Annotated in this window: 17 protein-coding genes; 6 read left to right on the top strand and 11 right to left on the bottom strand. The window is 55.9% G+C overall.

Annotated features, from left to right (window positions below; genetic code table 11):
* The first annotated feature begins 10 nt into the window (after positions 1-10).
* Positions 11-247 carry a [Fe-S]-dependent transcriptional repressor FeoC gene (gene feoC / locus OGX84_RS07445; RefSeq protein ID WP_012135518.1) on the top strand — a complete coding sequence of 79 codons (237 nt, stop codon included), beginning with the start codon at positions 11-13 and terminating at the stop codon, positions 245-247.
* A gap of 83 nt (positions 248-330) precedes the next feature.
* Here feoC and bioH read toward each other — a convergent pair whose 3' ends face one another.
* Entirely contained in the window at positions 331-1,101 is a 771-nt protein-coding gene (gene bioH / locus OGX84_RS07440) for a pimeloyl-ACP methyl ester esterase BioH (protein ID WP_012135519.1), read from the bottom strand.
* A 37-nt stretch (positions 1,102-1,138) separates the two neighbouring features.
* Between bioH and gntX the strand changes: the two genes are divergently transcribed.
* From gntX to gntT, 3 genes are all read left to right on the top strand, one after another.
* Positions 1,139-1,822, top strand: coding sequence for a DNA utilization protein GntX (gene gntX, locus OGX84_RS07435; protein WP_112001448.1), 684 nt, complete (start codon positions 1,139-1,141; stop codon positions 1,820-1,822).
* 58 nt (positions 1,823-1,880) lie between these two features.
* Complete coding sequence (nfuA, locus tag OGX84_RS07430) at positions 1,881-2,456, top strand: Fe-S biogenesis protein NfuA (protein WP_012135521.1); 576 nt, start codon at positions 1,881-1,883, stop codon at positions 2,454-2,456.
* 513 nt (positions 2,457-2,969) lie between these two features.
* Positions 2,970-4,286 carry a gluconate transporter gene (gene gntT, locus OGX84_RS07425; RefSeq protein ID WP_012135522.1) on the top strand — a complete coding sequence of 439 codons (1,317 nt, stop codon included), beginning with the start codon at positions 2,970-2,972 and terminating at the stop codon, positions 4,284-4,286.
* A gap of 131 nt (positions 4,287-4,417) precedes the next feature.
* Here gntT and malQ read toward each other — a convergent pair whose 3' ends face one another.
* Together malQ and malP are read right to left on the bottom strand one after the other, a co-directional pair.
* Positions 4,418-6,505, bottom strand: a complete 2,088-nt coding sequence (malQ, locus tag OGX84_RS07420; RefSeq protein WP_112001447.1) for a 4-alpha-glucanotransferase — start codon at positions 6,503-6,505, stop codon at positions 4,418-4,420.
* A gap of 9 nt (positions 6,506-6,514) precedes the next feature.
* Positions 6,515-8,908, bottom strand: coding sequence for a maltodextrin phosphorylase (malP, locus tag OGX84_RS07415; RefSeq protein WP_071259349.1), 2,394 nt, complete (start codon positions 8,906-8,908; stop codon positions 6,515-6,517).
* 617 nt (positions 8,909-9,525) lie between these two features.
* Between malP and malT the strand changes: the two genes are divergently transcribed.
* Positions 9,526-12,231, top strand: a complete 2,706-nt coding sequence (gene malT, locus OGX84_RS07410; protein ID WP_012135526.1) for an HTH-type transcriptional regulator MalT — start codon at positions 9,526-9,528, stop codon at positions 12,229-12,231.
* 44 nt (positions 12,232-12,275) lie between these two features.
* On the opposite strand, the gene OGX84_RS07405 is transcribed toward malT, so the two are convergent.
* The 3 genes from OGX84_RS07405 to glpE all read right to left on the bottom strand — a co-directional run bounded on the left by OGX84_RS07405 (position 12,276) and on the right by glpE (position 14,382).
* Positions 12,276-13,034 carry a DeoR/GlpR family transcriptional regulator gene (locus OGX84_RS07405; protein WP_012135527.1) on the bottom strand — a complete coding sequence of 253 codons (759 nt, stop codon included), beginning with the start codon at positions 13,032-13,034 and terminating at the stop codon, positions 12,276-12,278.
* Positions 13,035-13,149: 115 nt separating this feature from the next.
* Positions 13,150-13,980, bottom strand: coding sequence for a rhomboid family intramembrane serine protease GlpG (gene glpG, locus OGX84_RS07400; RefSeq protein WP_012135528.1), 831 nt, complete (start codon positions 13,978-13,980; stop codon positions 13,150-13,152).
* Positions 13,981-14,055: 75 nt separating this feature from the next.
* Positions 14,056-14,382 carry a thiosulfate sulfurtransferase GlpE gene (gene glpE, locus OGX84_RS07395; protein ID WP_012135529.1) on the bottom strand — a complete coding sequence of 109 codons (327 nt, stop codon included), beginning with the start codon at positions 14,380-14,382 and terminating at the stop codon, positions 14,056-14,058.
* A gap of 202 nt (positions 14,383-14,584) precedes the next feature.
* Here glpE and glpD point away from each other — a divergent pair, with 202 nt between their 5' ends.
* Positions 14,585-16,093, top strand: coding sequence for a glycerol-3-phosphate dehydrogenase (glpD, locus tag OGX84_RS07390; RefSeq protein WP_012135531.1), 1,509 nt, complete (start codon positions 14,585-14,587; stop codon positions 16,091-16,093).
* Positions 16,094-16,229: 136 nt separating this feature from the next.
* Here glpD and glgP read toward each other — a convergent pair whose 3' ends face one another.
* The 5 genes from glgP to glgB are packed head-to-tail and all read right to left on the bottom strand — an operon-like array spanning position 16,230 to position 25,599.
* On the bottom strand, positions 16,230-18,677 hold the full coding sequence (gene glgP, locus OGX84_RS07385) for a glycogen phosphorylase (RefSeq protein WP_071259344.1): 2,448 nt from the start codon (positions 18,675-18,677) through the stop codon (positions 16,230-16,232).
* 19 nt (positions 18,678-18,696) lie between these two features.
* On the bottom strand, positions 18,697-20,130 hold the full coding sequence (gene glgA, locus OGX84_RS07380) for a glycogen synthase GlgA (protein WP_012135534.1): 1,434 nt from the start codon (positions 20,128-20,130) through the stop codon (positions 18,697-18,699).
* Positions 20,130-21,425: a glucose-1-phosphate adenylyltransferase gene (gene glgC, locus OGX84_RS07375; RefSeq protein ID WP_024131017.1), complete on the bottom strand. Its 1,296-nt coding sequence runs from the start codon at positions 21,423-21,425 to the stop codon at positions 20,130-20,132. Before glgC ends, glgA begins: the two co-directional genes overlap by 1 nt.
* Positions 21,426-21,442: 17 nt before the next feature.
* Positions 21,443-23,416, bottom strand: a complete 1,974-nt coding sequence (gene glgX, locus OGX84_RS07370; RefSeq protein ID WP_012135536.1) for a glycogen debranching protein GlgX — start codon at positions 23,414-23,416, stop codon at positions 21,443-21,445.
* Positions 23,413-25,599 carry a 1,4-alpha-glucan branching enzyme gene (gene glgB, locus OGX84_RS07365; RefSeq protein ID WP_058668214.1) on the bottom strand — a complete coding sequence of 729 codons (2,187 nt, stop codon included), beginning with the start codon at positions 25,597-25,599 and terminating at the stop codon, positions 23,413-23,415. The genes glgX and glgB overlap by 4 nt, the downstream gene beginning before the upstream one ends.
* Positions 25,600-25,712 lie beyond the last annotated feature (113 nt).

The following is a 25,712-nucleotide window of genomic DNA, read 5'->3' as shown; positions in this document are numbered from 1 at the left end:
GTTGAGAACAATGGCGTCACTTATTCAGGTTCGTGATTTACTGGCTTTGCAGGGGCGTATGGAGGCAATGCAGATTAGCCGCACGCTGCATACGCCGCAGCCGATGATCGACGCGATGCTGAATCAGCTGGAGAATATGGGCAGGGCCGTGCGGATTCAGGAAGATCCCGACGGCTGCCTGTCCGGTAGCTGCAAAAGCTGCCCGGAAGGAAAAGCCTGTCTCCGGGAGTGGTGGACGTTGCGTTAACGTTTTGCCGGATGGCGAACGGTAGCTAACCTGTAGGCCGGATAAGGCGTTTACGCCGCTATCCGGCACTGCATAGACAATAATTATATCTTCTGCTTTAACGCCATCAACGCCTGACAAAATTCGCCGGGATGCGAAATAAACGGCGCATGGGCGGCCTTTGCAAACACCTGCGATTCACTCTCCGGCCATGCGGCATCCAGCATCGGCACGACTTTGCGCGGCACCAGACCATCCAGATAACCATACAGACGCAGGAACGGCATGGTCAGCGATTTAAGCGGCTCGCGCAGGTCGGCCGTTTTCAATATCTCCAGCCCACCGTTCAGCACCGCAACCTCCGGCATCGGCAACGCCAGCACGGCACTTTTCAGCGTGCGGGCATCCTGACGCGCGGTTTCGGTGCCTAACGTTTGCAGCGCCAGAAAACGCTCCACCGTACGCTGGAAATCTTCGCTGAGCTGCTGTTGAAATCCCGCCAGGATATCCGGCTTAATACCCGGCCACGCTTCGCGAGCGCTGAAACAGGGCGATGACGCGACGGTCACCAGCGCCTGAACGCGTTCAGGATGGGTTAACGCCACCTGGCTCGCCACCAGCCCTCCCAGACTCCAGCCAAGCCAGACGGCTTTATCAGGCGCCTGTTTCAGCACATGCTTCGCCATCTGCTCCAGCGACATCGCGCCAAAACCCTGGCTGCGGCCAAATCCGGGTAAATCGACAAGATGCAGCGTGAAATGCGCGCTGAGTTCCTCACGAATGCAATTCCACACTTCCGCATTCAGTCCCCATCCGTGCAGCAGCACAAGATGGCAATTTCCCTGACCTTCAGTCTGCCACCAGATGTCATTCATCAGTTACTGTTCTCTTTTGGCTAACAAGGATGAACATATGCTAACAGTACCGGGATTATGCTGGCTATGCCGAATGCCGCTGGCGTTGAGTCACTGGGGGATTTGTTCGGTTTGCACGAGAGCGGCGCGTCGCCGCGTCAGTCTGTGCCCGCAGTGTGGATTACCCGCTGCGCACACCGCCATTCCCTGCGGGCGTTGTCTGCAAAAACCCCCGCCGTGGCAGCGTCTGGTGACGGTCAGCGACTACGTACCGCCGCTGAGTTTACTTATCCACCAGCTAAAATTCTCTCGCCGCAGCGACGTCGCCGCCGCCCTTTCACGCCTGCTGTTGCTGGAAGTCTTACACGCGCACCGCGCATCGACGCTTCCGCTACCGGATCGCTTAGTCAGCGTGCCGCTCTGGCAGCGCCGTCACTGGCGCAGGGGATTTAACCAAAGCGATCTGCTGTGTCGCCCCCTGGCGCGCTGGCTGGGCTGCGGCTGGGACAGCCGAAGCGTCACGCGCCTTCGCGCCACCGCCACTCAGCACCATCTCAGCGCCCGATTGCGCAAACATAACCTGAAAAATGCGTTTCGCCTTGAATTGCCGGTACAGGGACTCCATATGGTCATTGTGGATGATGTCGTCACTACCGGAAGTACCGTCGCGGAGATCGCGCAGCTGCTTTTGCGCAACGGCGCGGCGACTGTCCAGGTATGGTGCCTGTGTCGAACCTTGTAGAGCCTCGATGATGGGCGTATTATAACCAAGTAAAATAGTCAACTATTAGGCCATTACTATGATCCATATTTCCGATGCTGCACAAGCGCACTTTGCCAAACTGCTGGCAAATCAGGAAGAAGGGACACAAATCCGCGTATTTGTGATCAATCCCGGTACGCCTAACGCTGAATGCGGCGTTTCTTATTGTCCGCCGGACGCCGTGGAAGCAAGCGACACTGCCCTGAAATTTGACCTGCTGACCGCTTATGTTGATGAACTGAGCGCGCCGTATCTGGAAGATGCCGAGATCGATTTCGTCACCGATCAGCTGGGTTCTCAGCTGACGCTGAAAGCGCCAAACGCCAAAATGCGTAAGGTTGCTGATGATGCGCCGCTGATGGAACGTGTGGAGTACATGCTGCAATCGCAGATCAACCCGCAGCTTGCCGGTCACGGCGGTCGCGTCTCTCTGATGGAGATCACCGACGAAGGCTACGCCATTTTGCAGTTTGGCGGCGGCTGTAACGGTTGCTCGATGGTCGATGTGACCCTGAAAGAAGGGATCGAGAAGCAGCTGCTGAATGAATTCCCTGAGCTGAAAGGCGTTCGCGATCTGACCGAACACCAGCGCGGCGAGCACTCTTACTACTAAGATTCTGCCCGGTGGCGCGTCGCTTACCGGGCCTACAATGCATATCCCGTAGGCCGGATAAGGCGTTTACGCCGCCATCCGGCGTTTTGCCCGGTGGCGCGTCGCTTACCGGGCCTACAATGTATATCCCGTAGGCCGGATAAGACGTTTACGCCGCCATCCGGCGTTTTGCCCGGTGGCGCGTCGCTTACCGGGCCTACAATGTACATCCCGTAGGCCGGATAAGGCATTTACGCCGCCATCCGGCGTGATGATATCTTCCGCTTTTCCCCTTCGATAACATGACCTGCCTCTCATAATTTAAATTTTGCCTGCCAGGGTGATTCTCAATCGCTATATGTTACCCGTATCATTCATATGGGCACCAAACATCCCCATAACAGCCGACTAAACCAGATAGTGTTAAAGTCAATCAGTATTGGTGCCGTTACGCTTCTGTTCCCGGTTGGGACAAGCGGAATTTTTCGTCGACACACCGACGTTACCCATAACAAATGAAAGGCCAGGTAAATCATGCCATTAGTCATCGTCGCTATCGGTGTAATTTTGTTATTACTCCTGATGATCCGCTTCAAAATGAACGGTTTCATCGCTCTCGTCCTGGTGGCACTTGCTGTTGGATTGATGCAAGGAATGCCGCTGGATAAAGTCATTGGCTCTATTAAAGCTGGTGTTGGTGGTACTCTTGGTAGCCTCGCCCTGATTATGGGTTTCGGCGCCATGCTGGGTAAAATGCTGGCAGACTGCGGCGGTGCACAGCGCATCGCGACCACGCTGATTGCCAAATTTGGTAAAAAACACATCCAGTGGGCAGTGGTATTAACCGGCTTTACGGTAGGTTTCGCACTGTTCTATGAAGTGGGCTTCGTGCTGATGCTGCCGCTGGTATTCACCATCGCAGCGGCGGCCAGCATTCCTTTGCTGTATGTCGGCGTACCGATGGCGGCAGCGCTGTCCGTTACCCACGGCTTCCTGCCTCCGCACCCGGGCCCGACCGCTATCGCCACGATCTTCCACGCCGATATGGGTAAAACCCTGCTGTTCGGTACGATTCTGGCTATCCCGACCGTAATTCTCGCAGGCCCGGTATTTGCCCGCTTCCTGAAAGGCATCGATAAGCCGATCCCGGAAGGTCTGTACAGCGCAAAAAACTTTACTGAAGAAGAGATGCCTGGCTTTGGCGTCAGCGTCTGGACTTCTCTGGTGCCGGTTATTTTAATGGCCATGCGCGCCGTTGCAGAAATGGTGCTGCCAAAAGGTCATGCCTTCCTGCCGGTTGCTGAGTTCTTTGGCGACCCGGTAATGGCAACGCTGATTGCGGTACTGATTGCGATGTTCACGTTCGGTCTGAACCGTGGCCGCTCAATGGATCAGATTAACGACACGCTGGGTTCCTCAATCAAAATCATCGCGATGATGCTGCTGATCATCGGCGGCGGCGGCGCATTCAAGCAGGTACTGGTTGATAGCGGCGTAGACAAATACATCGCGTCCATGATGAACGAAACCAACGTTTCTCCGCTGTTCATGGCGTGGTCCATCGCAGCCGTACTGCGTATCGCGCTCGGTTCTGCCACCGTGGCCGCGATTACCGCGGGTGGTATCGTGGCGCCGCTGATTGCAACGACGGGCGTAAGCCCTGAGCTGATGGTTATCGCCGTCGGTTCCGGTAGCGTCATTTTCTCTCACGTAAACGATCCAGGCTTCTGGCTGTTCAAAGAATATTTCAACCTGACCATCGGCGAAACCATCAAGTCCTGGTCAATGCTGGAAACCATTATCTCCGTCTGCGGCCTGATTGGGTGTCTGCTGCTGGGAATGGTGGTGTAACCGAGACGGCCTGTAGGCCGGATAAGGCAAAGCCGCCATCCGGCAATGTGCGCCAGAATTGCCTGATGGCGCTGCGCTTATCAGGCCTACGTGTTGTCATCATAAAAAAGCCGGGAATTTCCCGGTTTTTTTTACTTCTTCTTCGCGGCCGCTTTTCGCCGCTTGTCCAAATCCTTAAGCAGTTTATTCACCTTGTCATCGGCAAACATCTTCTCAAGCGTCGTGGACAACTTGCGCCGCCAGTTCTTGTACTGGTCGCTGGTGCCTGGAATATTGACCGGCTCCGCCATGTCCAGCCAGTCTTCCGGCTGCAACCCCAGCAATGCGCTATGGCTGTCCGCGATATAACGCTGCATTCCACGGTTGAGGATCGGCGTCATCGACATCAGCGACGCCTTATGCCCCGCGCGTTTCGGCAGGCAACCGTATTTGTGCAGCGCGTCCAGCAGACCCTGCTTCGCCAGCTCACGATCCTGATACAGCCCACGCAATATCACTTCATCCGGGTAAAGCCCCAGCATTTTGCCGAGCGTCAGGTCGCCGCTGTCCCAGTAGCCACGCAGCGTAGGAAGGTCATGCGTCGTCGCGACTGCCATTGATTGTTCCGGGTACGCTTTCGGCGCGCGGAAGTTCTTCTCATGATCATTCTCGAAATAGAGCACTTTATACGAGTAAACGCCGCTGTCACGCAGTTTACCCACGATTTCCACCGGCACCGTCCCCAGATCTTCGCCAATCACCATGCAGCGATGACGTTTACTTTCCAGCGCCAGAATAGAGAGCAGGGCGTCCACCGGGTAATGCACATACGCCCCGTGATCCGCCGTTTCACCGTAAGGAATCCACCACAGACGCAGCATCGACATAACATGATCGATACGCAAAGCGCCGCAGTTCTGCATATTGGCGCGCAGCAGTTCAATAAACGGCTCATAGGCGCGAGCGGCGATGATGTGCGGGTCCATCGGCGGCAGTCCCCAGTTCTGCCCCAGCGGGCCGAGGATATCCGGCGGCGCGCCCACCGACGCTTTCAGGCAATACAGCTCACGGTCGCACCAGGTTTCCGCCCCGCCCTCCGCAACCCCTACTGCCAGATCGCGATACAGGCCAATCGGCATATCATAACCCTGGCATACCGCCCAACAGGCGGCAAACTGGGTATACGCCAGCCACTGTAACCAGAGGTAAAAGTCCACCTCATCGCGGTGATCTTCACAGAACTGTTTCACTTCCGGCGAGTTCACTGACTGATACGCTTCCGGCCAGACCGGCCAGCCCCAGCGCAACTCATCTTCCTTCACCTGATACGCGTGCAGCGCGTCAAATGCCGCCTGCCAGTACAGGCTGTCGCCTTCCTGGGCGACAAAGTGGCGAAACGCCGCCATCTGCTCGTCATCACGAAGCGCAAAACCTTTCCATGCCATCCGCAGGGCGGTCATTTTCAGCGCGGTAACAGCAGAATAATCAACCCATTCGGCGTCCCGTGCGCGCTGCAATGTCTGCTGCGTCGCCGGCATGTTCCACCAGGCCTGCGCCTCTTTGCTCAACCGGAAATCGTCAACGGCATTCACGTCGATATAAATGACATTCAGCCAACGGCGGGATGAGGGGCTGTACGGGCTGGCGCTCTCCGGGTTTGCCGGGTAGAGGGCGTGAATCGGGTTCAGGCCAATAAATGCGCCGCCGCGTTTCGCAACATCCGTCAGCATCGACTGGAGATCGCCAAAGTCGCCAATACCCCAGTTTTTTTCCGAACGCAGGGTATAAAGCTGAACGCACGCTCCCCATAGCTTCTGCCCGGTCAGCAGCGCCTGCGGCTCATAGCAGCGTTTCGGCGCCACGATGATCCGGCAGTGCGTGCGCTGTTCGCCCTGAGTCAGGGTCAGCGTGTGATACCCCTCCGGCAGCTTTGCCGGAAGCGTAAAGGCTTTACCGCCGGTGGCGTGCCCCTTGTGCTGTACGCCCTCCTCGGTGGTCAGCAGCCAGCTAAAATCGCCGCTGCCTTCTACCGCCAGCGGCATCTTCTTGCCTGCGGTATACACCATCACATTCGGCACTGGCGTTACCGCCACCTTCGTGGCGGCGGTGGCGCGGTGCATCGCATCAAGCAAACGCCGTTTGGTTTCGGCGCCAATCGACTGCGGTTTACCGTGGGCATTGATGTAATTGGGGCTGATCCCCGCCGCCAGCGCGGCATTATCCAGACGTTTGCGTTCCATGGCGCTTCCTTAGCGTTTTGCCTGCCAGATACGAGCCTGATAATCGCGGATGGAGCGATCCGAGCTGAACATCCCGCAACGCGCGGTGTTCAGGATCGTCGCCCGGGTCCAGGCATCCTGGTCGCGATACAGCACGTCCACCTGCTTTTGTGCCGCAACGTAGGCGGCAAAGTCCGCCATCACCAGGTACGGATCGCCCCCCTGTTTGCCAATGCTGTGCAGCATCTGATCAAAAGCGTGCTTGTCGCCGTTGCTGTATTTGCCGCTTTCCAGCTCCTTCAGCACCGCGTCCAGCACTTTGTCTTTCTTACGCCATTTCACCGGGTCGTAGCCCTTGGCCTTCAGCCGTTTCACCTCTTCCACGGTATGACCGAAGATAAAGATGTTCTCGTCCCCGACCTGTTCGGCGATCTCAACGTTCGCCCCATCCAGCGTACCGACCGTCAGCGCGCCGTTCAACGCCAGCTTCATATTGCCGGTGCCGGAGGCTTCTTTACCGGCAGTAGAGATCTGCTCAGAGACGTCCGCCGCCGGGATCAACATTTCCGCCGCCGAAACGCAGTAGTCCGGCAGGAAGACCACTTTCAGCTTATCGCCGACTTTCGGGTCGTTGTTGATGGTTTCCGCCACCTTGTTAATGGCGAAGATGATGTTTTTCGCCAGATAGTAGCCCGGCGCCGCTTTTGCGCCAAACAGGAACACGCGCGGCACGCGGTCTGCTTTCGGATTTTCGCGGATCTCTTTGTACAGAGCCAGAATATGCAGCAGGTTCAGGTGCTGGCGCTTATATTCGTGCAGGCGCTTAATCTGGATATCGAAAATCGCCTGCGGGTTGATTTCAATCCCGGTGCGCATTTTCACAAATTCGGCCAGGCGGACTTTATTCGCCTGTTTAATCTCACGATACGTTTTGCGGAACGCCGCGTCGTCGGCGAATTTCTCCAAGTTGATCAGCTGATCGAGGTCGTTAGCCCACTCTTTCTTCAACGACTTATCCAGCAGCGCCGCAAGTGCCGGGTTGCACTGTTTGATCCAGCGACGCGGCGTAATGCCGTTGGTCACGTTGTGGAATTTGTTCGGCCACAGCTGGTGATATTCCGGGAACAGATCCTTCACCACCAGATCGGAGTGCAGCGCCGCAACGCCGTTGACCGCAAAGCCGCTGACCACGCACATATTGGCCATCCGCACCTGCTTGTCGTGCACTACCGCCAGCTTCGCCCACACCTGCTTATCGCCCGGCCAGGTTTTATCAACCTGTTTCTTAAAGCGGTCATTAATCTCTTTGATGATCTGCATATGGCGCGGCAGCAGCGCTTTCACCAGTTTCTCATCCCAGCACTCCAGCGCTTCCGGCATCAGCGTATGGTTGGTGTAGGCGAACGTTTTACTGGTGATGGCCCAGGCGTCGTCCCAGCTTAGCTGGTGCTCATCGAGCAGCACGCGCAGCAGTTCAGGGATAGCGATGGTCGGGTGAGTATCGTTGAGTTGAATGACCTCATACTCCGCCAGCTCATGCAGTTTGCGCCCCGCCAGGTGGTGACGGCGCAGAATATCCGCTACCGAGCAGGCGCACTGGAAATACTGCTGCATCAGGCGCAGCTTTTTGCCTGCGGTGTGGTTGTCGTTCGGATAGAGGACTTTCGTCAGTTTTTCCGCGTCGATCCCCTGCTGCTCCGCGCGCAGGAAATCGCCGTCGTTGAATTTGGTCAGGTTAAACGGATGCGCATGCGCGGCCTGCCACAAACGCAGCGGCTGTGCGACGCCGTTCCGGTAGCCAAGCACCGGCAAGTCCCACGCCTGCCCGGCGATCACAAAACCCGGTTCCCAACGCCCGTCCTTCGTCACTTTACCGCCAATACCGACCTGAACATCAAGCTGTTCATTGTGACGGAACCACGGGTAGCTACCGCGATGCCAGTCATCCGGCGCTTCCATCTGTTGCCCATCGACAAAAGACTGACGGAACAGCCCATACTGGTAGTTCAGACCATAGCCCGTTGCGGACTGGCCTACCGTCGCCATAGAGTCCAGGAAACATGCCGCCAGACGTCCTAAACCACCGTTGCCCAGCGCAGGATCAACCTCTTCCTCCAGCAGGTCGGTCAGGTTGACGTCGTGCGTTTTCAGCACATCGCTCACCGCCTGATACCAGCCCAGATTCAACAGGTTGTTCCCGGTCAGGCGGCCAATCAGGAATTCCATCGAGATGTAGTTAACATGACGCTGGTTTTTAGCCGGTTTCGCCGCAGGTTGCGCGCTGAGCAATTCAGCCAGTGCGCCGCTAACGGCCTGCCACCACTGGCGAGATGTCATCTCATGAGCCGACAGTAAACCGAAACGCTGCCACTGACGCATCAGGGCAGCCTGAAAGTGATCTTTGTTGAAGGTAGGCTGTGACATAGAAATTCCGAATCCTCAGGTAATAAAACAACGTTATCGTTAGTTTGCCTGGCTCGATGTTGACCTTCCTCATCCCACCCGGGATTAGGCAGGGAGGAGTAGTGGGGATGAGCATAAAAGTGTGATCGCCGCCACTTGAAGGTAGTGGATTGCCGGTGAATACGTCGAATTACCGCACAGCATACCTGCGACTGCACGCCGTTTTACGCACGATGACACAAATAATTAAATCGCGGAGGTTTATTGAAAGTGAATATGTAAATGCGGAAATAGTTTCTAACCTGAAATATCAAACCCATTCAGTTATTTCCGTTCCTGAATAATTCCCTGAGTTCATTACTTCCTGACTTTCATTAAAAAGCACAGTAACCACACAGAGGAAATGGCATTATTTGGGGCAGGCAGGATCGGGCACTATCCCAGTCTCCACGCACACTCAGACCGTGCTAAACCGTTTCTTGCAATGGATATTTAGAATTGTGACAGAGTGCAAATTCAGACACACAAAAAACTTGCATAGCTTGCATTAAACCGGTTTCTGTCCGACCTTATATCTATTAATTACGAAGCGCAAAAAAAATCGCATTTCCCCATTTCCTCACAGTGAAGTGATTACTATGTTGATTCCGTCTAAATTAAGTCGTCCGGTTCGACTCGACCATACGGTGGTTCGTGAGCGCCTGTTGGCTAAACTTTCCGGCGCGAACAATTTCAGGCTGGCCCTGGTAACAAGCCCTGCGGGCTATGGGAAAACCACGCTTGTTTCACAGTGGGCAGCCGGGAAAAACGAGTTAGGCTGGTTCTCGCTGGATGAAGGCGACAACCAGCAGGAGCGATTCGCCAGTTATTTAATTGCCGCGCTTCAGCAGGCAACGGGCGGGCATTGCTCCACCAGTGAAGTCATGGTGCAAAAACGCCAGTACGTCAGCCTGACCTCCCTTTTCGCGCAACTCTTTATTGAGTTGGCTGAGTGGCATCGCCCGCTTTATCTGGTCATTGATGATTACCATCTGATCACAAACCCGGTGATCCACGACGCGATGCGCTTTTTCCTGCGCCATCAGCCCGAAAATCTCACGCTGGTCGTGCTGTCGCGTAATTTACCGCAGCTCGGCATCGCTAATCTGCGCGTTCGCGATCAGCTGCTGGAAATCGGCAGCCAGCAATTAGCCTTTAACCATCAGGAAGCAAAACAGTTCTTTGACCGCCGTCTGTCCTCGCCTATCGAAGCCGCCGAGAGCAGCCGGATGTGCGACGACGTCGCCGGTTGGGCAACCGCGCTACAGCTTATCGCCCTTTCCGCCCGCCAGAACAATAACTCCGCGCACCAGTCTGCGCGACGCCTGGCGGGAATCAACGCCAGCCATCTGTCTGATTACCTGGTCGATGAAGTGCTGGACAACGTGGACGTGAGTACCCGGCATTTTCTGCTGAAAAGCGCCATCCTGCGTTCGATGAACGATGCGCTGATCGTGCGCGTGACGGGCGAAGAGAACGGGCAGATGCGTCTGGAGGAGATTGAGCGTCAGGGGCTGTTCCTGCAACGCATGGACGATACGGGCGAATGGTTCAGCTATCACCCGCTGTTTGGCAGTTTCCTGCGTCAGCGTTGCCAGTGGGAACTGGCGACCGAGCTGCCGGATATCCACCGCGCTGCCGCCGAAAGCTGGATGGCGCAAGGTTTCCCCAGCGAAGCCATTCACCATGCCCTGGCGGCGGGCGATGCGCATATGCTGCGCGATATCCTGCTGAATCATGCGTGGGGGCTGTTTAACCACAGTGAGCTGGCGCTGCTGGAAGAGTCATTAAAGGCCCTGCCGTGGGAAAGTTTGCTGGAAAACCCGCGGCTGGTTCTGTTGCAGGCATGGCTGATGCAAAGCCAGCACCGCTACAGCGAAGTGAATACTCTGCTGGCGCGCGCTGAGCAAGAAATTCAGGGCATGATGGACGGTACGCTGCATGCGGAATTTAACGCCCTGCGCGCTCAGGTCGCGATTAACGACGGCAACCCGGATGAAGCGGAACGGCTGGCAAAACTGGCGCTGGATGAGCTGCCGATCGCCTGGTTTTACAGCCGTATTGTCGCCACCTCCGTACACGGCGAAGTGCTGCACTGTAAAGGCGATCTCTCCCGTTCACTGTCGTTGATGCAGCAAACTGAGCAAATGTCGCGTCATCATGACGTCTGGCATTACGCCCTCTGGAGCCTGCTCCAACAAAGTGAAATTCTCTTCGCCCAAGGCTTTTTGCAGGCCGCCTGGGAAACCCAGGAGAAAGCGTTCCAGCTGATTAAAGAGCAACATCTCGAACAGTTGCCGATGCACGAGTTCCTGATGCGCATTCGCGCGCAGCTTCTGTGGGCATGGGCGCGTCTTGACGAAGCGGAAGCCTCCGCCCGCAGCGGTATTGATGTGCTTTCCGCATTCCAGCCGCAGCAGCAATTGCAGTGTCTGGCGCTGCTGGTGCAGTGCTCGCTGGCGCGCGGCGATCTGGATAATGCCCGCACGCAGTTGAACCGTCTGGAGAACCTGCTGGGCAACGGCCAGTATCACAGCGACTGGATTTCCAATGCCGATAAGGTTCGCGTGATTTACTGGCAGATGACGGGCGATAAGAAGTCCGCCGCCAACTGGCTGCGTCATACGCCGAAACCAGAATTTGCCAACAACCACTTCCTGCAAGGCCAGTGGCGTAATATCGCCAGGGCGCAGATCCTGCTGGGTGAGTTTGAATCCGCAGAGATTGTGCTGGAAGAGCTAAACGAGAACGCCCGTAGCCTGCGTTTAATGAGCGATCTTAACCGTAACCTGCTGTTGCTTAATCAGCTGTACTGGCAGGCCGGACGTAAAAACGACGCCCAGCGGGTGTTGCTTGATGCGCTGCAACTGGCGAACCGTACCGGTTTCATCAGCCACTTTGTGATTGAAGGCGAAGCGATGGCGCAGCAACTGCGTCAGTTGATTCAGTTGAATACGCTGCCGGAGCTTGAACAACATCGCGCACAGCGCATCCTGCGGGAAATTAACCAGCACCATCGACATAAGTTCGCCCATTTTGACGAAGGCTTTGTGGAGCGGCTGTTAAATCACCCGGACGTACCAGAGCTGATCCGCACCAGCCCGCTAACGCAGCGTGAGTGGCAGGTTCTGGGGCTGATCTATTCCGGCTACAGCAACGAGCAAATCGCTGGCGAGCTGGCGGTTGCGGCCACAACCATCAAAACGCATATTCGCAATTTATATCAGAAGCTCGGCGTCGCGCATCGTCAGGACGCCGTACAACATGCGCAGAGGCTTTTGAAAATGATGGGGTACGGGGTGTGATGATTGCCCGGTGGCGCTTACGCTTACCGGGCCTACAATCACGATCAGCACAACTCTAACTGAATATGGTGGTCGGTAAGCACCTGCAATACCCCTGCTGGCGGCGTCATATCGGTATAGACGGCATCCACCAGGCTAATGCTGCCCATATTCACCATCGCATTACGACCAAACTTCGAGTGATCCACAACCAGCATCACATGGCGTGAATTTTCAATAATCGCGCGTTTCGTGCGTACTTCGTGATAATCAAATTCCAGCAGCGACCCGTCGCTGTCGATACCGCTGATCCCCAGAATGCCAAAATCCAGGCGGAATTGAGAGATGAAATCGAGCGTCGCTTCGCCAATAATGCCGCCGTCACGGCTGCGAAGCTCACCGCCAGCGAGAATAATGCGAAAATCCTCTTTCACCATCAGCGTGTTCGCCACGTTGAGGTTGTTGGTCACAATGCGCAGGTTACTGTGATCCAACAAGGCATGCGCCACCGCTTCCGGCGTCGTGCCGATATCGATAAACAGCGTTGAACCGTTGGGGATTTGCGTGGCGACTTTCCGCGCAATACGTTCCTTCTCCGCCGTTTGCGTCGCTTTACGATCGTGCCACGGCGTGTTTACCGAGCTGGAAGGCAACGCCGCGCCGCCGTGGTGGCGCAGGATCATATTCTGCTCCGCCAGGTCGTTGAGATCCCGACGGATGGTTTGTGGGCTGACGGAGAAATGTTCCACCAGTTCTTCAGTGCTGACGTATCCCTGCTTTTTTACCAGTTCGATGATAGCGTCATGACGTTGTGTCTGTTTCATTGTTATTCCCTGGAATTTTGCCGGATGGCGACGCCTGGCGTTTTATCCGGCCTACCGACCGTGCATTTTTAGTAGGCCGGATAAGGCGTTTCGCCGCCATCCGGCGCAACCCCAATCATGTTCGTTTTCGCGCATTCACCGTGTCAGCAAATGCCATCGCCAGCCCCACGGCCAGCCCGGCGATGTGCGCACCGTTCGCCATCGACATGCCAAACACATCAAACCACCCGGCAACAATCCAGATCAACGCAAAAGCAATAAGCCCACGCTGTAGATATATGCCGCTTTGCGGATCGCGTTCACCACGTAGCCAGGCGTAGCCCATCAGCGCGTAAACCACGCCGGAAAGCCCACCAAACCACGGGCCGCTGAACTTCTGCTGTACATAACCGCTCAGCAATGCGCTGATGACGGTAATAACGATCAGTTTTCCGCTGCCCAGACGTTTTTCCACCGCCCCGCCGATATACCACCACCACAACAGGTTGAAGAGGATATGCATTAACGAGAAGTGCATAAACGCATGGGTGAAATAGCGCCAGAACTCAAATTTCAGTGACGGATCAAACGGCCACGCCAGCCACACCATGACGCTCTGCGCGCCGACGATGCTCATCACAACGAACACCAGGATACAGGCGATCATAATAAGCCAGGTGACCGGGCCCGCCCTCTCGCGCAATGTGGCGATAAACGGGAAACGGCGATAGTGCAGCCCACTGCCGGTATGACCGGACTGCCAGCTTGCCGCCAGATAACGCGGATCGGCGGGATTTTCCAGAAAGCGCGCCAGCTCCGCCCGCACGCGCTCGGCCTGAGATTCGTCCGCCAGCCAGACATCGCTTTGATGATGTTGTTGAATCGTCAGGATAACGCCCTGCGTCGCCATGTAATCAACAAATGCCTGCGCCACGCGGGGGTTAGCAAAAGAGGTAATCATCAACATTGTTGCTGTCGCTTAGTCCACACAAAAGAGGACAGTATATAGGCCCTTCCGGCTTCAGGCTGCATCTTTGTGGGCTTATGCGCCAAATGCCACCTCTGAGGGGAAATGGCGGTGCCAGGCATCAAACCCGCCATCAATACTGTAAACCGCGTCATAACCCTGTTGTAGCAGGTACTGTGCCGCGCCTTTGCTGCTATTGCCGTGATAGCACATCACCATCACCACGGTATCGAAATCATGGTCGCGCATAAACGCGCCCAGCGTATCGTTGGTCAGATGGAACGCCTGCGGCGTGTGGCCCATCGCATAGCTTTGCGGATCGCGGATATCCACCAGCACCGCCGTTCCCTGGTGCAGCTTCTGGTGAGCTTCTTCGACATTAATACATTCAAACTGATCCATGAGTCTCTCTTTCTTTTATATGCAGGCTTTATATGCAGATGGCTATTTTACCGTTCAGTGTACGTCGCCGGGGTAAGTAAACGCCATAATGTTATATGTATCACTCTAAAATGTTTTTTCGATGTTACCACCAGCTCGTTTTTTTGCTATTATGCTCGATAACGAACATTTTTGAGCTTTAACGAAAGTGCAAGAGGGTAGCATGGAAACCAAAGATCTGATTGTGATAGGCGGGGGCATTAACGGTGCGGGTATCGCGGCAGACGCCGCCGGACGTGGTTTATCCGTGCTCATGCTGGAAGCGCAGGATTTGGCCTGTGCAACCTCTTCCGCCAGCTCTAAATTAATTCACGGTGGCTTGCGCTACCTTGAACACTACGAATTCCGCCTGGTCAGCGAAGCGCTGGCCGAACGTGAAGTGCTGCTGAAAATGGCGCCGCACATCGCCTTCCCGATGCGCTTCCGACTGCCTCACCGCCCGCACCTGCGCCCGGCATGGATGATCCGAATTGGTTTGTTTATGTACGATCATCTGGGCAAACGCACCAGTCTGCCCGGTTCAACCGGTTTGCGTTTTGGCGCAGATTCGGTGCTGAAACCGGAGATCGTGCGCGGTTTCGAATATTCTGACTGCTGGGTAGACGATGCACGTCTGGTTCTGGCAAACGCCCAAATGGTGGTGCGTAAAGGCGGGGAAGTGTTAACCCGTACCCGAGCGACCTCTGCCCGTCGTGAAAACGGTCTGTGGATCGTAGAAGCGGAAGATATCGATACCGGTAAAAAGCACACCTGGCAGGCGCGTGGTCTGGTCAACGCCACGGGGCCGTGGGTAAAACAGTTCTTCGACGACGGTATGCACCTGCCTTCACCCTACGGCATTCGTCTGATCAAAGGCAGCCACATTGTGGTGCCGCGCGTGCATACGCAGAAACAGGCTTATATCCTGCAAAACGAAGATAAGCGTATCGTATTTGTGATTCCGTGGATGGATGAGTTCTCAATCATCGGCACCACTGACGTGGAGTACAAAGGCGATCCGAAGGCAGTGAAAATTGATGAAAGCGAAATCAATTACCTGTTGAAGGTCTATAACGCGCACTTCAAGAAACAACTGGGCCGCGACGATATCGTCTGGACCTACTCCGGCGTGCGTCCGCTGTGCGATGACGAGTCCGATTCTCCGCAGGCGATCACCCGTGACTACACGCTGGATATCCACGATGAAAACGGCAAAGCGCCGCTGCTGTCGGTATTCGGCGGTAAGCTGACCACTTATCGTAAGCTGGCCGAACACGCAATGGAAAAACTGTCGTCCTATTACCAGGGCATTGGCCCGGCCTGGACTAAAGAGTGCGTGCTTCCTGGCGGGGATATCGGCGGCGATCGTGAAGATTACGCGGCCAAACTGCGCCGCCGCTATCCGTTCCTGACGGAGTCGCTGGCGCGTCATTATTCCCGCACCTACGGCAGCAATACCGAGTGGATACTCGGCGAAGCCACCTCCGTTGCCGAGTTAGGTGAAGATTTCGGTCACGAACTTTACGAAGCGGAGTTGAAGTATCTGGTGGATCACGAATGGGTACGTCGTGCGGACGACGCGTTGTGGCGCCGCACCAAAGAAGGGATGTGGCTCAACGCCGAGCAGCAGTCCCGCGTGAGCCAGTGGCTGGCGGAATATATTGGCAAACGTCAGTTGTCGCTGGCGTCGTAATGACAATGCCGGATGGCGGCTACGCCTTATCCGGCCTACAAAACAGTCCACAGGCCCGGTAAGCGTCAGCGCCACCGGGCCTTTTGCCGGATGGCCACTAACGTCTTATCCGGCCTACAGGTAGTCCTGTCCCTTGTTACAACCTTACCGAATCAATGTGCCAGATATTTTCGGCATACTCCTTGATCGTCCTGTCGGAGGAGAAATACCCCATATTGGCGATATTGAGCATCGCTTTCGCGGTCCACTCTTCGGGATGACGATACAATTCATCCACCTTATCCTGGCAATCAACATAGCTACGATAATCCGCCAGCACCTGATAGTGGTCGCCAAAGTTAATCAACGAATCCACCAGATCACGGTAGCGCCCCGGCTCTTCCGGGCTGAACACGCCGCTGCCGATCTGCGTCAGCACCTGGTGCAGCTCCGCATCTTTTTCGTAATACTCGCGCGGTTTATAGCCCTGCTTGCGCAGTTCTTCCACCTCTTCCGCCGTATTGCCAAAGATAAAGATATTCTCCGCCCCCACATGCTCCAGCATCTCGACGTTTGCGCCGTCCAGCGTACCGATGGTCAGCGCGCCGTTGAGCGCAAACTTCATATTACTGGTGCCGGACGCCTCCGTACCCGCCAGCGAAATCTGCTCAGACAGGTCGGCGGCAGGAATAATGACCTGCGCCAGGCTCACGCTGTAGTTCGGGATAAACACCACTTTCAGCTTATCGCCAATCTGCGGATCGTTGTTGATCACCTTAGCAACGTCATTGATCAGGTGAATAATGTGCTTCGCCATGTAATAGGCCGAAGCCGCCTTACCGGCAAAGATATTCACGCGCGGCACCCATTCCGCCTCAGGATCTTCCTTGATGCGGTTATAACGCGTAATCACATGCAGCACATTCATCAACTGACGTTTGTACTCGTGAATACGTTTAATCTGCACATCAAACAACGCCTTCGGATTGACCACCACGTTCAATTGCTGAGCGATGAGTATTGCCAGCCGTTTTTTGTTTTCCAGCTTCGCCTGGCGCACCGCGTGATTCACCAGCGGGAAATCGCAATGCTGCTGTAGTTCGCTTAGCTGGCTGAGATCCGTACGCCAGGTGCGCCCGATATTTTCGTCCAGCACCTCAGAAAGCGACGGGTTCGCCAGCGCCAGCCAGCGGCGCGGCGTCACGCCGTTGGTCACGTTGCAGAAGCGGGTCGGGAAGATACTCGCAAAATCAGCAAACAGCGACTGCACCATCAGGTTAGAGTGCAGCTCCGATACGCCATTCACTTTATGGCTCACCACCACCGCCAGCCACGCCATACGGACGCGGCGACCGTTGGACTCATCGATAATCGACGCCCGCCCCAGCAGAGCGGTATCGTTGGGATACTGCTCCTGCAACGTTTTCAGGAAATAGTCGTTAATCTCAAAGATGATCTGCAAATGACGCGGCAGGATTTTACCCAGCATATCCACCGGCCAGGTTTCCAGCGCTTCGCTCATCAGCGTGTGGTTGGTGTAGGAGAAGACCTGGCAGCACACCTCAAACGCATCGTCCCAGTTGAATTTGTGCTCATCAATCAACAAGCGCATCAGTTCCGGGATCGACAGCACCGGGTGGGTATCATTGAGGTGAATGGCGATTTTATCCGCCAGGTTGTCATAGGTTTTATGCAGCTGGTAGTGGCGGCTCAGAATGTCCTGTACCGTTGAGGAAACCAGGAAGTACTCCTGACGCAGGCGCAGCTCGCGTCCCGAATAGGTGGAGTCATCCGGGTAAAGCACGCGGGATACGTTTTCAGAGTGATTTTTGTCCTCTACCGCCGCGAAGTAGTCGCCCTGGTTAAATTTACCAAGGTTGATTTCGCTACTGGCCTGAGCGCTCCACAGGCGCAGCGTGTTGGTGGCGTCGGTATCATAACCCGGGATAATCTGGTCATAGGCCACCGCCAGAATCTCTTCGGTTTCAATCCAGCGGGCTTTCTTGCCTTCCTGCTGAATTCGCCCGCCGAAACGCACCTTGTAGCGCGTATTATGGCGTTTGAACTCCCACGGATTGCCGTATTCCAGCCAGTAGTCCGGGGACTCTTTCTGCCGCCCCTCGACAATGTTCTGCTTGAACATGCCGTAGTCGTAGCGAATTCCATAGCCGCGCCCCGGCAGGCCCAGGGTCGCCAGCGAATCAAGGAAGCACGCCGCCAGACGGCCAAGACCGCCGTTGCCAAGACCGGGGTCGTTCTCTTCATCAATCAGTTCTTCGAGATCCAGCCCCATCGCTTCCAGCGCCCCTTTAACATCGTCGTAAATACCCAACGATAACAAGGCATTGGAGAGGGTTCGGCCAATCAAAAATTCCATCGACAGGTAATAGACCTGACGGGTTTCCTGCGACAGTTGAGCACGGTTAGAACGCAGCCAGCGTTCCACGAGGCGATCGCGCACCGCGAACAGCGTGGCGTTCAGCCATTCATGTTTATTGGCAATGACCGGATCTTTACCAATCGTGAACATCAGTTTGTAGGCAATAGAATGCTTAAGCGCTTCTACGCTAAGAGTGGGCGATGCATAAGTAAATGGAGCATTCATATAGGTGATTCCTGGATAACTATTTCAAGCGATAGTAAAGCTCGCGGTAAGACTTCGCCGCGACTTGCCAGCTAAAATCCATGGCCATAGCCTGCCGTTGCACAAACCGCCAGAGCGAAGGTCGGGACCACAACACGAAAGCACGCCGGATCGCCCGTAACAGAGACCAGGCATTACTATCTTCAAATACAAACCCACTGGCGATGCCGTCCGCCAGGTTTTCCAGCGAACTGTCCGACACCGTATCAGCAAGCCCACCGGTACGCCGCACCAGCGGCAGCGTGCCGTACTTCAGTCCGTATAACTGCGTTAAGCCGCACGGCTCAAAGCGGCTGGGCACCAGAATGACATCCGCCCCGCCCATGATGCGGTGAGAGAAGGCTTCGTGATAGCCGATCTGCACGCCCACCTGGCCTGGGTGTTCCGCCGCCGCCGCTAAAAATCCTTCCTGCAATACCGGATCGCCCGCGCCCAGCAGCGCCAGTTGCCCGCCCTGCTCCAGCAATCCCGGCAACGCCTCCAGCACCAGATCCAGCCCTTTCTGGCTGGTCAGACGGCTGACCACGGCGAACAGCGGCGCTTTGTCATCCACTTTCAGCCCCATCGCAATCTGTAGCTGGCGCTTGTTCTCCGCTTTCTCCTCCAGCGAATCACGCGTATAGCGCGCCGCCAGCAGCAGATCCGTTTCAGGGCTCCAGATTTTCTCATCCACGCCATTCAGCACGCCGGACAGACGCCCTTCCTGATGACGCTGACGCAGCAGGCCTTCCATCCCGTACGCGAACTGCGGCTCGGTAATTTCACGCGCATAGGTCGGGCTCACCGCCGTAATATGGTCGGCGTAATACAACCCCGCCTTCAGGAATGAAATCTGCCCGTTAAACTCCAGACCATGCATGTTATAGAACGACCATGGCAGTTGGATGTCATCCATGTGATGTGCATAAAACATGCCTTGATAGGCCAGGTTGTGTACGGTAAACACCGATTTCGCCGGACGCCCGCGCGCAGCCAGATACGCAGGCGCCAGGCCTGCATGCCAGTCGTGCGCATGCACCACATCCGGGCGCCAGAATGGATCAAGCCCGCAGGCCATTTCACATCCCACCCATCCCAGCAGCGCAAACCGCAGGACGTTATCGGTATAGGCGAATAAATTCGTATCGTGATAAGGGCTTCCCGGACGGTCATACAGATGCGGCGCATCAATCAGGTAGATTCCCACGCCGTTATAATGCCCGAACAGGAGCGTAATTCTTCCCGCAAAGGTATCGCGCCGGGTCACTACCTGCGCATCCGGGATGCCCCGACGAATATCAGGAAATGCAGGAAGCAGCACACGAGCATCCACACCATCCGCAATCTGTGCCGCAGGCAACGCGCCAATCACATCCGCCAGACCACCTGTTTTTAGCAGGGGGAACATCTCTGAACATACATGTAAAACCTGCATTATCGCTCCTGTTTGACCTGCAATTTGCGCAGCATTTCACGCGTGACCAGCACAATGCCTTCCTCTGAGCGGTAGAAACGACGGGCATCTTCTTCCGCGTTTTCGCCAATCACCATACCTTCCGGGATTACGCAGGCGCGATCGATGATGCAACGACGCAAGCGGCATGAGCGTCCAACCCAGACCTCTGGCAGCAGGACTGCCGAATCGATGTTACAGAATGAGTTCACCCTCACGCGCGGGAACAGGACGGACTGCACCACCACCGAACCGGATATAATGCACCCGCCGGAGACCAGCGAGTTGAGCGTCATGCCGTGGCTGCCGGAGCGATCCTGAACAAATTTCGCAGGCGGCAGAGACTCCATGTGCGTGCGGATCGGCCAGTCTTGATCATACATGTCGAGTTCCGGCGTCACCGAGGCCAGGTCGAGATTGGCTTTCCAGTAGGCTTCCAGCGTTCCCACATCGCGCCAGTAAGGTTCAGATTCGGGATCGGACTGCACGCAGGACAGCGGGAATGGATGCGCATATGCCATACCGGCTTTGGTGATTTTTGGGATGATATCTTTACCGAAATCGTGGCTGGAGGTGTCGTCTTTGTCGTCCTCCTCCAGCAACTCATACAGATAATCGGCGTTGAAAATGTAGATCCCCATGCTGGCGAGAGATTTCGTCGCGTCGCCAGGCATGGCTGGCGGATTCGCCGGTTTTTCAACAAACTCGATGATCTTATCGCTCTCGTCCACCGCCATCACGCCAAACGCGGTGGCCTCTTCAATCGGCACCGGCATACACGCCACGGTGCAGCGCGCTCCTTTTTCGAAGTGGTCGATCAGCATGCGCGAGTAGTCCTGCTTGTAGATATGATCGCCCGCGAGGATCACCACATATTCCGCTTTATAGCGACGAATGATGTCCAGGTTCTGGGTCACGGCATCTGCCGTTCCACGATACCAGTTTTCGCCCTGCATCCTTTGCTGGGCGGGAAGCAGGTCGACGAATTCGTTCATCTCTTCGCTGAAGAATGACCAGCCGCGCTGAATATGCTGTACCAGAGTATGAGACTGGTATTGCGTGATCACGCCAATACGGCGGATCCCGGAGTTAATACAGTTGGATAAGGCAAAATCGATGATGCGGAACTTACCGCCAAAGTGCACGGCAGGTTTGGCACGTTTGTTGGTTAAATCTTTCAGGCGTGTACCACGGCCACCGGCCAGGATCAGGGCAACAGATTTTAATGGCAGCTGGCGCGCCAACATTACACGATCGTTCTTCTCTAAACTCACCATGACTAACTCCTTTTTTATCATCTCTGGAACACACACAGTCCGTGCGCAGGTCCCTGCCAGACAGCCGTAATCACCGGATTATCCTCTCCAGCGAATGGGGGAATAGCGTGCCACTCCCCTTCAGGTAAAACGATATCTGTCACCTCAAGCGTGGCGTTTATCGCGATAAGGAAGCGGTCTGAAAGCAGGATCTGCATCTGTTTCGGCCCGTTTTCCCACTCGCCCGCGCTTAAGGGCTCTGCATTTTTATTCAGCCAACGAACATTGCCGTCATTTTCTTCCCACCAGCGATTTCCCACTAATGCCGGTATCTGCTGGCGAAGATGAATCAATGCAGCGGTAAAGGTGGTTAGCCCACTGTTTGCCTGCTGCCAGTCCAGCCAGGTTAACGCGTTATCCTGGCAGTAAGCGTTATTGTTGCCGTGCTGGCTATGGCCGTGTTCATCGCCCGCCAGCAGCATCGGCGTTCCCTGAGAGAGCAACAACGTGGTCAGCAGGGCGTGAATGCTGTCGCGCCGCCGTTCAATCAGATCCAGCGTGCCGCCTAATCCCTCTTTACCATGATTATCACTGTAATTGTTGTTGGTGCCGTCCCGATTTTCCTCACCGTTCGCCTCATTGTGTTTCTGATTGAAACAAACACAGTCACGCAGCGTAAAACCGTCATGCGCGGTGATCAGATTGACGGACGCATTGGGCAGGCGATCGTGGCGTTTAAACACATCGCTGGAACCGGCGAAACGTCCGGCAAACTCACCGAGGGGCAGATTGCGTTGCAACCAGAAGCGGCGGGCCGCGTCACGGAAATGGTCGTTCCACTCGGCAAACGGCGGCGGGAAATTCCCCACCTGATAGCCGCCTTCGCCGATATCCCAGGGCTCAGCAATGAGCTTCACGCTCGACAATACCGGGCAATTGTTGATGGCGGTAAACAGCGGCGCATCCTGACGGAACGCCGGGGTGCGCCCCATCACGGAGGCCAGATCAAAACGAAAACCGTCCACATGGCATGTTTCAACCCAGTAGCGCAGGCACTCGCACGCAAACTCCACCACACCGGGATGGCTCAGATTGAGGGTGTTGCCGCAGCCGGTCCAGTTGTGATAGTCGCCATCCTCCTTGATCCAATAATAGCTACGGTTGTCGATTCCGCGCAGGGAGAAGAGCGGCCCATCGAGATCCAGCTCCGCACTATGGTTCAGCACAATATCAAGAATGACTTCAATACCGGCTTTATGCAGCGCTTTGATGGCATCGCGAAACTCATCCAGCGCCGTTTCCGGGGAGCAGGCATAAGCCGGATGCAGCGCGAACATCGCCACCGGGTTATAGCCCCAGTAATTCGACAGCCCCAGGCGCTGTAAGCGCGGTTCACTGGCAAAATGCGCCACCGGCAACAGCTCCAGCGCGGTAATGCCCAACTGCTTGAAATACGCGATCATCACCGGATGGCCCAGCGCCTTCCAGGTGCCGCGAATCTCTGACGGGATCGCCGGATGCAGGTACGTCAGCCCCTTCACATGCGCTTCGTAGATGACCGTGTTGCCCCACGGCGTGCGCGGCGCGGCGTCATCTTCCCAGTCATAGCGGTCGGCGGTGACAACGCACTTCAGGGCAACGGCGGCATTATCACGATGGTCCGGCTCGTCGTACCCGCCGTGCAGCAACGGGTTATCCTTCAGCTCTCCTTCAACGCGGCGAGCGCAGGGATCGATAAGCAGTTTTGCCGGGTTAAAGCGGTGCCCTTGCGCGGGTTGCCACGGGCCGTGTACGCGATACCCGTAGCGCAGGCCGGGTCTGGCGTCGGCAAGGTAGCCGTGCCAGACATCGCCGCTGCGCCCCGGCAGGTCATACCGCTGCTCATTGCCGAGCGCATCAAACACGCACAGTTCAACGCGCTCCGCATGTGCCGAAAAAAGCGTGAAGTTGACGCCATGACCGTCATACGTCGCGCCATGCGGTGTCGCTTTGCCGGTTGCCAGTTGCGTCATTCACCCTCCCGCACAAGCCAGATGGTGGCCAGCGGCGGCAGCGTCAGACTCAATGAGTGCTGGCGGCCGTGGCTGGCGATCTCGTCGCTGTGCACCACCCCGCCGTTGCCGGTATTGCTGCCGTGGTAGTGCATGGAATCAGTATTCACAATCTCCCGCCATTTCCCTGGCTGATTGATGCCAAAACGATAGTCATGGCGCGGCACCGGGGTAAAGTTGCTGGCGACGATGATTTCATTGCCGACTTTATCGCGGCGGACAAAAATCAGCACCGAACGTTCGTTATCATCCACCACCAGCCATTCAAAACCGTAAGCGTCAAAATCAAGTTCATGCAGCGCTTTATGGTGGCGATAGGTATGGTTGAGATCGCGCACCAGCCGTTGTACGCCGTGGTGCCAGTTGTCGCCGCCTTCCAGCAGATGCCAGTCAAGGCTGGCGTCGTGGTTCCACTCGCGCCCCTGGGCGAACTCGTTGCCCATAAACAGCAGTTTCTTACCGGGGAACGCCCACATCCAGCCGTAATAGGCGCGCAGGTTGGCGAATTTCTGCCAGGCGTCGCCAGGCATACGGTCGAGAATCGATTTTTTGCCATGCACCACTTCGTCATGCGACAGCGGCAGGACAAAGTTTTCGGTGTAGTTGTAGAGCATGCCGAAGGTCAGCTTATCGTGATGATACTGGCGATGAACCGGGTCCAGCTTCATGTAGTCCAGCGTGTCATGCATCCAGCCCAGGTTCCATTTGTACCAGAAACCCAGTCCGCCCATATCCTGTGGTCGGGACACGCCAGCGAAGTCAGTGGACTCCTCGGCCATGCTCACCGCGCCAGGCACCTGCTCTCCCAGAATACGGTTGGTATTGCGTAAGAACTCAATGGCTTCCAGGTTCTCACGCCCGCCGAACTCGTTGGGGATCCACTCGCCTTCTTTGCGGCTGTAGTCGCGGTAAATCATCGACGCCACGGCGTCTACACGCAGCGCATCAATGCCGAAACGCTCAATCCAGTAAAGCGCGTTCCCGACCAGATAGTTGCTGACTTCACGGCGCCCGTAGTTATAGATAAGCGTGTTCCAGTCCTGGTGATACCCTTCGCGCGGGTCGCTGTGCTCATACAGTTTGGTGCCGTCGAAATCCGCCAGACCAAAATCATCCGACGGGAAGTGGCCCGGCACCCAGTCAAGAATGACGTTCAGACCCGCCTGATGAGCGGCATTGATGAAATAGCGGAAGTCATCGCGCGTGCCGAAACGGCGGGTCGGCGCATACAGCCCGGTCGGCTGGTAGCCCCAGCTGCCATCAAAGGGATGTTCATTAACAGGAAGCAGTTCGAGGTGGGTAAAGCCCATCCATTTTACGTATGGAATAAGCTGATCCGCCAGTTCGCGGTAGCTCAGCCAGAAATTGTTATCGGTATGACGACGCCACGAGCCCAGATGCACTTCATAGATGGAGACTGGCGCATCGAACCGGTTGGCTTGTTTGCGCTCTTCCGTCTGCACCACTTTTTCCGGTAGACCGCAGATCAGCGAGGCCGTTTCCGGGCGCATTTGCGCTTCAAACGCATACGGGTCGGCTTTGATTCTCAGCTTGCCATGCGCATCGATCATCTCGAATTTGTACAACTGACCGTGTTGCGCGCCGGGAATAAACAGCTCCCAGATACCGCTCTCTTTGCGCAGGCGCATCGGGTGGCGACGGCCATCCCAGTAGTTGAATTGCCCAACGACGGAGACGCGCTGGGCATTCGGCGCCCAGACGGAAAAACGGGTTCCAGTAACGCCGTCCATTGTGTCGGCATGTGCGCCCAGCGTTTCATACGGGCGTAAATGCGTGCCTTCAGACAGCAACCAGGCATCCATTTCCTGGATCAGCGGGCCAAAACGGTAAGGATCGTCAATCAGATTCTGCTGCCCATGCCAGACAACAGCGAGCTGATAGCGAAAGAAATTTTTGCGTCGGGGGAGCACACCGCTAAAAAAACCGCGTGAGTCGATACATTCCAGTTTGCCGACTTTACGTCCGGTTTTTGGTTCAATCACCCACACTTCGGTGGCATCAGGCAATAGGGCGCGGACTTCCAGTCCCGCGGTGGTTTGGTGCATACCAAGTACGGAAAAAGGGTCCGCAAAATGGCCCGCAATTAGCGCATTAATCACGTCTCTATCGATACGATCGGACATGGCTGTCTTCCTGTTTTATGGTGTCACCCCTTCCAACTGATCTTCGACATCAGGTTGTGACACTTCTTTGACCTGAACGGCGCAGCACCAATGTGCATCCTCTCTGCCCCGTC

Source organism: Citrobacter sp. CK202, from assembly GCF_030333225.1.
Taxonomy (GTDB): domain Bacteria; phylum Pseudomonadota; class Gammaproteobacteria; order Enterobacterales; family Enterobacteriaceae; genus Citrobacter_B; species Citrobacter_B koseri.
The sequence above is the reverse complement of the archived record's forward strand: the minus strand, read 5'-3'. Positions and strand labels throughout refer to the sequence as shown.